This is a genomic window from Kocuria carniphila (assembly GCF_004136555.1).
GTDB lineage: Bacteria > Actinomycetota > Actinomycetes > Actinomycetales > Micrococcaceae > Kocuria > Kocuria carniphila.
In genome coordinates, this window is record NZ_NOIT01000010.1 from 145,227 (window position 1) to 154,765 (window position 9,539).

At 63.7% G+C, this 9,539-nt stretch carries 10 protein-coding genes and 1 rRNA gene; 4 read left to right on the top strand and 7 right to left on the bottom strand.

The window, feature by feature from the left end; translation table 11 throughout:
- Positions 1 to 35: 35 nt before the first annotated feature.
- From EWV37_RS09050 to EWV37_RS09070, 5 genes are read right to left on the bottom strand one after another with little or no spacing between them, the layout of a single operon-like run.
- Positions 36 to 803 (bottom strand): TlyA family RNA methyltransferase, encoded by a 768-nt coding sequence (locus tag EWV37_RS09050; protein ID WP_095798332.1) that lies wholly within the window; start codon positions 801 to 803, stop codon positions 36 to 38.
- Positions 800 to 1,090, bottom strand: a complete 291-nt coding sequence (locus tag EWV37_RS09055; protein ID WP_129701146.1) for a hypothetical protein — start codon at positions 1,088 to 1,090, stop codon at positions 800 to 802. Before EWV37_RS09055 ends, EWV37_RS09050 begins: the two co-directional genes overlap by 4 nt.
- Positions 1,087 to 2,103, bottom strand: a complete 1,017-nt coding sequence (locus EWV37_RS09060) for an HAD-IIA family hydrolase (RefSeq protein WP_129701148.1) — start codon at positions 2,101 to 2,103, stop codon at positions 1,087 to 1,089. Before EWV37_RS09060 ends, EWV37_RS09055 begins: the two co-directional genes overlap by 4 nt.
- Positions 2,093 to 3,223 (bottom strand): hypothetical protein, encoded by a 1,131-nt coding sequence (locus tag EWV37_RS09065; RefSeq protein ID WP_129701150.1) that lies wholly within the window; start codon positions 3,221 to 3,223, stop codon positions 2,093 to 2,095. Before EWV37_RS09065 ends, EWV37_RS09060 begins: the two co-directional genes overlap by 11 nt.
- Positions 3,220 to 4,188: a hypothetical protein gene (locus EWV37_RS09070; protein WP_165189343.1), complete on the bottom strand. Its 969-nt coding sequence runs from the start codon at positions 4,186 to 4,188 to the stop codon at positions 3,220 to 3,222. The genes EWV37_RS09065 and EWV37_RS09070 overlap by 4 nt, the downstream gene beginning before the upstream one ends.
- A 414-nt stretch (positions 4,189 to 4,602) precedes the next feature.
- Here EWV37_RS09070 and EWV37_RS09075 point away from each other — a divergent pair, with 414 nt between their 5' ends.
- Both EWV37_RS09075 and EWV37_RS09080 read left to right on the top strand, forming a co-directional pair.
- Positions 4,603 to 5,817 (top strand): dicarboxylate/amino acid:cation symporter, encoded by a 1,215-nt coding sequence (locus EWV37_RS09075; RefSeq protein ID WP_129701154.1) that lies wholly within the window; start codon positions 4,603 to 4,605, stop codon positions 5,815 to 5,817.
- 175 nt (positions 5,818 to 5,992) lie between these two features.
- Positions 5,993 to 6,520 carry an SRPBCC domain-containing protein gene (locus EWV37_RS09080; protein ID WP_129701156.1) on the top strand — a complete coding sequence of 176 codons (528 nt, stop codon included), beginning with the start codon at positions 5,993 to 5,995 and terminating at the stop codon, positions 6,518 to 6,520.
- An 87-nt stretch (positions 6,521 to 6,607) separates the two neighbouring features.
- Here the strand turns inward: EWV37_RS09080 and EWV37_RS09085 are convergent, their stop codons facing one another.
- Positions 6,608 to 7,087, bottom strand: a complete 480-nt coding sequence (locus tag EWV37_RS09085; RefSeq protein ID WP_129701158.1) for a small multi-drug export protein — start codon at positions 7,085 to 7,087, stop codon at positions 6,608 to 6,610.
- 175 nt (positions 7,088 to 7,262) lie between these two features.
- Here EWV37_RS09085 and EWV37_RS09090 point away from each other — a divergent pair, with 175 nt between their 5' ends.
- Together EWV37_RS09090 and EWV37_RS09095 are read left to right on the top strand one after the other, a co-directional pair.
- Complete coding sequence (locus EWV37_RS09090) at positions 7,263 to 8,573, top strand: sensor histidine kinase (RefSeq protein WP_129701160.1); 1,311 nt, start codon at positions 7,263 to 7,265, stop codon at positions 8,571 to 8,573.
- Positions 8,570 to 9,184 carry a response regulator transcription factor gene (locus tag EWV37_RS09095; RefSeq protein WP_129701162.1) on the top strand — a complete coding sequence of 205 codons (615 nt, stop codon included), beginning with the start codon at positions 8,570 to 8,572 and terminating at the stop codon, positions 9,182 to 9,184. Before EWV37_RS09090 ends, EWV37_RS09095 begins: the two co-directional genes overlap by 4 nt.
- A gap of 266 nt (positions 9,185 to 9,450) precedes the next feature.
- On the opposite strand, the gene rrf is transcribed toward EWV37_RS09095, so the two are convergent.
- Positions 9,451 to 9,539: ribosomal RNA gene (gene rrf / locus EWV37_RS09100) — 5S ribosomal RNA — on the bottom strand; the annotation flags it as partial.

The following is a 9,539-nucleotide window of genomic DNA, read 5'->3' on the forward strand; positions in this document are numbered from 1 at the left end:
CGTTTCGGTCTGCGGTCGAACGGGCTTTGCTAAGACTACGCGAGCGATCCGACTCGCTGAACGGTGCTTCGTTTACGGCACCAGACGAAGAACTCCACGTTACCGTCTTGGCCCGGCAAGGGGCTTTCCACCCTTCCTCTCACGTCCAGGCCCGCACTTTCGGCGGCCGCGATCACACCGTCCACGGCGCGGCGTCGTTCCCGTTCGGACGTCACCACCCCCGTACGCGAGATGTTGTCCACGCCCACTTCGAACTGCGGTTTGACCATGAACAGCACGTCTCCCCCGTCCTTGGTGGCACGCCCGAGAGCGTCCGTGACTAGAGTCAGAGAGATGAACGACAGATCGCACACGGTCAGATCCGCGGGCCCCCCGATTTCTTCCGGGGACATGTAGCGCACGTTGAGGCCCTCGAACACGCGCACGCGCTCGTCGTTGCGCAGCTCCGCCACCAGCTGGTCGTGGCCCACGTCCACCGCCACCACTTCACGGGCACCTCGGCGCAGCAACACGTCCGTGAATCCGCCGGTGGATGCCCCTGCGTCCAGGCAACGCAGTCCGGCCGGATCGATATCGGTGAACGTGTCCAGGGCGCCCGCCAGTTTGTGCCCCCCACGGCTGACGTATTCGTCGGCCCCCGACGCCGCCACCTCCAGTTGGTCCTCTTCGCTCACCTTGAGGGAGGGTTTGGTGCAGGGGGCACCATTCACGCTGACGCGTCCGTCCCGGATCCAGGACGCCGCAAGCGTCCGGGATCGAGCGAGCCCCCGAGAGGTCAGGGCCTGGTCCAGCCGCAGACTCACTGGCCCGTGAGCCCCGTGGGAAGGGAACCGGGTTGCTGTTTGAGGATCGACTCCAGTTCGGCGTGCAGTTCCTGAAATGCCGCGGCACGTTCATTGACCGGCAACTCGCTCACCGCTGCTTCCTTGGCGAGCACGCGGTCCACGGAATCCAGTCCCGTGACGGGCACCGGATCAGAGTCTGCACGGTAGGCAGCATCGTCATCCACGACGCCGAATTCCTGGGCATCGAGGTCCGGAGCGTCGGTGTCGGGGGCGTCCCAGCTGTCATTCGGGAACTGCTCGCTCATCGTGCCGCCTCCCACGTCACTTCGGGGTCGGTCGGGGTTTTGGCGTCCGGGTGCAGCGCCCACCATGCGGCGCACGCGGCACGCCAGCCGTCCAGACTGTTTTCCGGGGCCTGGATCCGCACACCGTTGTCTCGTGCAACTGCGATGGCGTCACGGCACGTAGCGGTCACTTCTTGATCACTGTTGTCCTCGCGGGAAACCTGCGGATCGGGGTATGCCTTGTACAGTTCCCGCAAGTTACCCAGCAAGTACGTCGGTCGTTCCTGATCGCACGCGCGCAACACGGTTTCCGGAGTGTCCACTCCCGTGAACACTTCGATGCTTTCCATACCTGCGGCGTGGGCACCACGGATATCGGTGTCGAGGCGGTCGCCCACCACCACGGGGCGCTGGCTTTTCGCGCGCTCGGCGGCCTCGTGGAACACCGGCGCCTGGGGTTTGCCCGCAACTATGGGTTCGCGCCCCGTAGCAGCAGCCACCGCGGCCACCAGGGTGCCATTACCCGGCGCAATGCCGCGTTCCTTGGGAATCGTGAGGTCCGTGTTGGTGGCACACCACAGCACGGATTCATCGGCCAGCGTGTAGGCCGCCTCGGCCAGTTGTTCCCAACCCAATTTCGGATTGAAGCCCTGAACCACCGCGATGGGCTCTTCCGACTGCGACCAGACCGGGGTCAGACCAACGGCCTTGATCTCGTCCGCGAGCGCCTGCGCACCGGTGATCAGCACCTTGGCCTTCTCGGGGAGTCGACCGGCCAGCAGCTTGGCCGCGGCTTGAGCGGAGCTGGCCACGTTACTTTCCCGGGTCGGCGCACCCAGTTCCGAGATGTGCTCAGCCACGGCGGCCGGTGGGCGTGACGCGTTATTCGTCACGTACATCACCGGCACGCCCATCTCCACGGCGCGGTTCAACGATTCGGGTCCCCCGTCAATGGCATCCGGGCCCGCGTAAACCACGCCGTCGAGATCACACAGCAGCGCGTCGAAGCGCCGGATCAGCGGCTCATCGGTCATGGTTCTCGGAATCATCACCGGTTTCGGCGGTCTTCTCCATATCCGATGCAGGTGCCTCGGTGCGGGATTCGCCCCGCTCCATGGGAACGGTGGTCTCGAACGATTCCGCAATCGCGTTGTCGGCAACGGACGACTCAGCGACGTCGCCCGCTTCGGAATCCGCCCCGGGAGCCTGAGCATCAGTCGACACAGGCGCGGTCGATTCGGCCACGACATGGCCATTCGCCGTGGCGTCGTCTCCAGTCGCGGCGTCATCGGCGGCCGGCGTGCTGTCGTGGCTGTCGGCTGCCTCGGCAGCCGCAGCGGCGTCAGTGACCGATGGATCCGTGGACTCGGCCGCATCACCGACGTTCTCACTGTGGCGTTCCCCAGCCTCGCGGACGGTTTCCCTGGCGGCGTCGAGGTCGATATCGTCACCGAGGTCCACGATCTCCGGTTCGGAGAACTGACCCAGTCCGAGTGCGGCCTCGGCCACGATGGCCTGGCGTTCCCAGCTCAGGGCCTCCTTGTCACGGCCGACACCGCGCAGTGCTTCCGCGTACGCCCGGAACAAACGCGGGCTGTAGGAGAACCCGCGGTTCTTGTCGAGTTGCGGGATCTGCAGTGCCGCCAACGATGCCTGCTTGTCTCCGGCGTCGGAATGGATGCCGGACACCACGATGGCCAGCTCAACCTTGCCAGCAGCATCCAACTTCTCGACCGCGCTCGACTGAGCTTCCTCGAGTGCCTTCTCAGCTTTGCCCAGGGCGCGCTGACAATCCACGATGAGCGGCAAGTGTTCTTCCGAGCCGGAAATGCGGCGATGGGTCCGCAGTTCCTTGAGAGCCAGCGCGTAATCCTCGGCGGCGTAGGCAGCCACACCCGTTGCTTCACGGACAACCGCAATGCGGCCGGCCTTCCGCACGGCCGCATTGGCGTGCTCGAGCGCGAACTCGGGATCCACCTCCAGGTAACGCGCAGCCATGACCAGGTGCTGGGCGACCCGCTCCGCATTGCGAGGTTCCAGTGCCTCGAGCTGACGACGCGTGGGCTTGTCGACCTCGCGACCCGTGACGTCCTCGTCGATGTCGGGCGCAATGAACCGGGGCTTGTCCAGATCGTTCAGATCCCGTCGGGTCATGCGCTCTTCGCGGTCAGCGTCCCTGCGGCGATCGTCGCCACCAAAGTTATCGCGGCGCCGATCATCACGGCGACCACCGGAACGGTCGTCACGGCGGAAGTCCTTGCGGCCGTCTGGGCGGCCACCACGATCATCACGACGATCCCCACCGCGATCGTCACGACGTCCCTCACCTGAACGGCGGTCGTCACGGCGGAAGTCCTTGCGTCCATCGGGACGGCCACCGCGGTCATCACGACGGACATCACGGCGATCCCCGCCCCGGTCATCACGACGTCCATCGAAGGAACGACGGTCGTCCGAACGGCCTCCACGGTCGTTGCGCCGGTCATCGGTGCGGTCTCCGTAGGACCGACGGTCGTTGCGGTCGTTACGGGGACGATCATCCCAGCGTCGGTTCTCGCGACGGTCGCCTCCGCCGTATCCCTCGGTGCGTCGACCATCGGAACGGCCCCCGCGGTCATCACGGCGGTCGTTGGTCCGATCATCACGGCGGAAGTCCCTACGATCTCCACCCCGGTCATCACGGGGACCGTCGAAGGAACGGCGGTCATCACGCCGATCGCCGGAACCGCCCCGGTCGTCACGGCGGTCGCCGGAACCACTGCGGTCTTCCCAGGTACGGCTGCGGTTGCCGGTCTCACGTTTGCGTTCCCAGTCACCACTGCGTCGTTCCGAGCGGTGGCCGTCCTTGCGGTCCTGGAAACGATCGAACTGACGGCTCTGGCCCTTACGATCACCGGAGCGGCCGTCCGAGCGATCGTTGCGTGGGCGATCGTCCCACCGGCGGGGTTCGCGGCGGTCATCGCCGCCCTGGTTGTCGCGGCGTCGATCATCGCGCCGGTCCCCGGCCCGATCGTCACGACGATCATCGCGACGGAAGTCCCTGCGATCTCCGCCGCGGTCATCACGGCGTCCGTCGAAGGAACGACGGTCATCGCGGCGGTCCCCACCTCGGGTGTCATCCCGGCGATCATTACGACCGCCCTCGCGGCGGTCGTCCCGACGATCCCTCGAACCGCCGCGATCTTGCCAGGAGCGATCCCGATCTCCTCGGTTGTTCCAGCCGCCGGGCCCGCCCGAGCCGCGGCGTCGGTCTCCGCCGGAACGCTCGGAATTGTCGCGGGAACCGTACTGTTCGGAATCGGTCAAAGGGATCTCCTTGTGGGCCCGAGGGCCAAAAGCGTGGAAGCGACATGATGAGTCGCGGTAGTGTTCATTGCATTCTACAAAGGGGACGCGGTCGGCGTCCCCTCAACCGTGGGTCAGCTTGGTCACCGCCGGTCGAAACGGACGGTGTCAGCGACATCGGCGCGACCACAATCGTGAGAACGTGTCGTTGAACCAATACCCCTCCTTGTCCCGAGAGATCTTGAACCATGAGTCTTCGTTCCCTGTCCAAAAACCTGCTGTTGCGGGTGCTGGTGGCCATCGTGCTGGGCATCGTGTGCGGAATGCTCTTCCCAGAAGGCGTCGCACGAGTTTTCCTGACCTTCAACGGCATTTTCAGCCAGTTCCTGGGATTCCTGATCCCCGTGTTGATCGTGGCCCTGGTAACCCCTGCCATTGCGGACCTCGGGCGTGGCGCGGGCAAGTGGCTGGCTGTCACCGCGGGCATTGCCTACGGATCCACAGTCTTTGCCGGCCTCTTGGCGTTCCTGGTGGCCAAGGCGAGCTATCCGTGGCTGCTGGGTGACCGAGGTTCTGTAGGTTCCTTGGAGAACCCGGAGGACCACGCGTTGTCCGGGTTCTTCGAAATCACCATGCCACCCGTGTTCGATGTCATGACCGCACTGGTGCTGTCCTTCTGCCTGGGCGTGGGCATCACCATGATCAAGGGCAACTCGCTCCACAAGGGCTTCGATGAGCTGAGGATCATCATCATGATGATCGTGGAAAAGGTCATTATCCCGCTTCTGCCCATCTATATCTTTGGCATGTTCATGAGCATCACCATGAACGGGCAGATCACCACCATCATTTCCACGTTCTTCCGCATCGTGATCCTGGCGTTCATCATGACCGTGGTCATCCTGATCATCCAGTACCTGGTCGCCGGAATCGTGGCCAAGCGCAACCCGTTCGTGCTGCTCAAAAACATGCTCCCGGCCTACGCCACCGCCCTGGGCACGTCGTCCTCCGCGGCCACCATCCCGGTGACCCTCAAGTGCGCAGCACGTAACGGTGTGGACGACCGGGTGGCCGGGTTCACCATTCCCTTGTGCGCCACGATCCACCTTTCGGGTTCCACCATGAAAATCGTGCTGTTCTCGTTGGCGATCATGACGATCACGGGCATGCCCATCAATTCGTGGCAGTACGTGGGCTTCATCTTCCTGCTGGGCGTCACCATGGTGGCGGCTCCCGGTGTGCCCGGCGGCGCCATCATGGCTGCGGTGGGCATCCTGCAGTCCGTGCTCGGCTTCGACGAGACGGCCGTTGGTCTCATGATCGCGACCTACATCGCCATCGACTCGTTCGGCACCGCGTGCAACGTGACCGGTGACGGCGCGATCGCAACCATCATGGATCGCATCCTGAAGAACCGCCGCCACGACCTGAAGGCGCCGGAGGACTCCCCCGTCTCGGCCTGACGGCTTTAGGAGCCCTTCAATTGACGACGGCGCCGCGCGAGCAATTCTCGCGCGGCGCCGTCGTCAATTAATCCCATCGGTAGTTGTGGGAAGACCGGCCGCCGGATTGAATGGAGGAATCATGGCGCGCTCGACCGCGCCGAGCTAGAGGCCCCCGATCAAGGAGTCCGTACCCGTGATAAACAGCGCCCCTCAGAATTTCGACGGCACCTACGAGGTGATTGACGACCGACCCGCGATCGTCTTCGAACGCGAGTATCCGGCCGCCCCGTCCCAGCTGTGGGCCACCATGGCCACCGCCCCGGCCATGAGCCGTTGGTTCCCTTCGCGGGTGCAACTCAACGCGCACCAGGGCGGGGGCATCGTGTTCACCGGCGATCCGCACATGGAGTCCAGCACCGGAACGGTGACCGATTGGGAACCGGAACGCCATTGGTCGTTCACGTGGGGCGACTCGGAGGTCGATATCTCGGTCGAACCCGCTCCGGAAGGTAGCAATCTAACGTTCATCGAGTTCCTCGAGGCGGAGAATACTGCTGCCCGTAATGCCGCCGGATGGCACGTGTGTCTCCACGCGATGCAGAGTGTGCTCACCGGTGACACCATGACCACTCCCCTGGACTGGGAGCCGGTGTACCGCGGGTATGCGGAGAAGGGGCTGCCCACCGGCGCCGTGGTGCCCGGTATCAACGACAAGAACTGACGACACCACACGCACAACGAGGGACTCACCCCGTCTCGGGTGAGTCCCTCGTTGTCTGGCGCGGCGGTTGATGCGGACCGCGTCTGGTTAGGCAACGCCCATGATATTGATGCCCGCCGTGGCGAATCCCGCGAACACCACACCCCACAGGACAATCGCGATGACCTGCCAGAAAATGATTTTGCCCTTGGCCACGCCCGCGCCGGCCATCATGGACGAGGTGATCTGGCTCGGCAGGAACCACTGGCCGATCAGCGACACACCGGCCACACCGTACTTCTCGAACAGGCGGTAGAACTTCTGTTTCCGCTTGCTGGGTTCTGCCGCCGGCTTGTTCTTCCGGAACAGGTTGTGCAGTTTTTCAGCGCCGAGCACCAGAACGAGCATCGAGACGATGTTGCCGAGGACCGCAAACGGAACGGTGATGTACAGGGGCACGCCCGCAACCACGCCCAAGAACGATGACCCGTAGGACTCGATGAACGGGATGGCCCCGCCGAGCATCAGGAAGAACGCCTGTGCCATGGGTCCTGCGGCTTCTACGGAGGTCTGCAACCATTCGAGCATTGGTCTGTTCCTTTCAATCTGTGAACCGGCGAGTTCCGGTTGGCTTGCTGAGTACTACTCTTCCGGGATCCGTTCCGAGCCGTTAGTGTCGCCCTGTCATGAGTAGCGCGTGCGGTGTCATCAAACCCGTATGACAGCTGTCATATCGGAGGTGAGCAGCGCTTAGGCTGTTGCCATGGCCCTTCCCTCGGACCGCTCAACGGCAAGTCGAAACCCGACACTCGGTAGTTCAACCGCGGCGTCGGTGCACCAGCGCCGAAACATGGCGGTGGTGTGGTGGAGCACCTACCTCTCGCTCATCTTCCTGGCGATCTTCATCTACGGCCTGGCATTGCTGGTCAGGGTGGCTCAAGATCCACAACTCGTCGCGTTGGTGGTGGCTGCCCTGGGCGCACTCGCGATCGTGCCCTGGGCCATGACGGTTCTCAGAGCTCGCCGAGGGATCGACAACGCAACGTTCCGTACCCCCACCATGGCCTGCGCCGGTATTCTCGCGTTCGCCAGCGCGCTGATCAGCTTGTGGTCTCCACCCGCTTTTGGGGTCGGCGCGCTTCCACTCGCGCTCGTGCTGGCCACGGCCGCACTGTCGCTCTCCAAAGGCCGTTGGTGGGTCATCTTCGCAGCGTTGTTCCTACCCGCTGCTCACTTGTCCTTGGCGATCGCGCTCAATGGAACCCCGGCCGAATCTCGTGACCTCATCACAGTCACCTGGCTCTCGTTCTTCACCGTGTTGGGTGTTCCCACGTCCTTATGGGTCTGGGCCGTCATGGTCGAACTCGATGTCACCCGCCAACAGGCGGCGGAACTAGCCATCACCAATGAACGATTGCGGTTCGCGGCCGACCTCCACGACGTACAGGGCCATCATCTCCAGGTCATCAGCCTCAAGACAGATCTCGCGTCCCGCTTGCTGGCCAAAGACAGGCCCGACGCCGCCGCGCCCCACATTCTCGAAGCCCACGACGCCGCTCAGACCGCCCTGCAAGAGACTCGCGCTCTGGTTCAGGGCTACAGGAAGACCACACTCACTCAGGAGCTCAACAACGCTTCGGCCGTCTTGGAATCGGCGGGCGTCAAAACCAATGTCACCGTGCCGGAGCTCATTGCTACGTGGTCCCAACAGCCAGAATCCACAGAACTCGGCTCTGTCCTGGGACTCGCCGTCCGCGAGGCGACCACGAACATCCTGCGGCATTCTCACGCGGGTACCGCTGACTTCGACCTGACGCTTGGCAGCGGACCATCGGTTCACGGTGCGGCGGTCGTCGAGCTGAGAATCCGCAACGACGGCGCTCCCGCCCTGGTAACTCAGGCGTCAGTCAATTCCCATGCCAGTTCAGGGCTGGACGGACTCAGACGACGCCTCGCCGACATCGGCGGGCAGCTCAACACGGAGACGACAACGAACCAGGAATTCATCCTCCGGGTCTCGGTACCCAGATCAATGGACTTCCCAGCCGCACACGACAAGGACGACTCACAGTGAACAGTTCCCCCATTTCCATCGTGCTCGCCGACGACGAGCACCTGATCCGCGGCGCCCTTGCGGCCCTGTTGGACCTTGAGGACGACTTCGCCGTGGTCGCTGAGGTCGACAACGGTACGGACGCGCTGGCTGCAGCACATCAACACGGCCCCACAGTGTGTGTCTTGGACCTTGAAATGCCTCCCACCGACGGAGTGGACACCGCATCGAACATCCTCCGAGAGATCGACACACACATCGTGATGGTGACCCGTCACGCCCGCCCAGGAGTGCTGCGGCGAGCACTAGCGGCCGGCGTCAAAGGTTTCGTACCCAAGTCCACCCCGTCGGAGAAACTCGCTGAGGTGATCCGTACCGTAGCCGGCGGCGCGCGCTATGTGGATCCAGAGATCGCAGCCAGTGCGCTCACCGGAACGGACTGTCCGCTGTCCGAGCGGGAACTCGACGTGCTCCGCGCAACCACGGAACACGACACCCTGGCCCAAACCGCCCAGGAGCTCCACCTGGCCGCGGGCACAGTTCGGAACTACGTTTCCTCGGCCATTGCCAAACTCGGTGTCAGCAGCCGGCAGCAGGCTGCTCAGAAAGCCTGGGAGGAAGGCTGGATCTGACGGGACACACCCTCTTGAATCCGTATTAAATGCAGAAGGGGCTGGTTCGGGAACCCCAAGACGGAGTTACCCGAACCAGCCCCTTTTCATGCACCGCCCCCGTTGGTGGCCGGGCCATGGCCCAACCCCACGGGCGTTCAATGAGAGGAAGCCATGAACAGTCCTCCCCGCGTTCGTGGGGTAGCTGCCCATGGCTTCGACCATGAGTGTTAAATGCGTTGAGGGGATACACACCCGCGGGTGTGTATCCCCTCAACTGACGTTAATTCCGGCGGTGACTTACTCTCCCACACCCTCCCGAGTGCAGTACCATCAGCGCTGTGGGTCTTAGCTTCCGGGTTCGAGATGGGACCGG

Excerpts from the sequence above, each read along its gene's own strand:
- EWV37_RS09055 (WP_129701146.1), bottom strand. The coding sequence starts at position 1,090 with ATGAGCGAGCAGTTCCCGAATGACAGCTGGGACGCCCCCGACACCGAC.
- EWV37_RS09060 (WP_129701148.1), bottom strand. The coding sequence starts at position 2,103 with ATGACCGATGAGCCGCTGATCCGGCGCTTCGACGCGCTGCTGTGTGAT.
- EWV37_RS09065 (WP_129701150.1), bottom strand. The coding sequence starts at position 3,223 with ATGACCCGACGGGATCTGAACGATCTGGACAAGCCCCGGTTCATTGCG.
- EWV37_RS09070 (WP_165189343.1), bottom strand. The coding sequence starts at position 4,188 with ATGACACCCGAGGTGGGGACCGCCGCGATGACCGTCGTTCCTTCGACG.
- EWV37_RS09075 (WP_129701154.1), top strand. The coding sequence starts at position 4,603 with ATGAGTCTTCGTTCCCTGTCCAAAAACCTGCTGTTGCGGGTGCTGGTG.
- EWV37_RS09085 (WP_129701158.1), bottom strand. The coding sequence starts at position 7,087 with ATGCTCGAATGGTTGCAGACCTCCGTAGAAGCCGCAGGACCCATGGCA.
- EWV37_RS09090 (WP_129701160.1), top strand. The coding sequence starts at position 7,263 with ATGGCCCTTCCCTCGGACCGCTCAACGGCAAGTCGAAACCCGACACTC.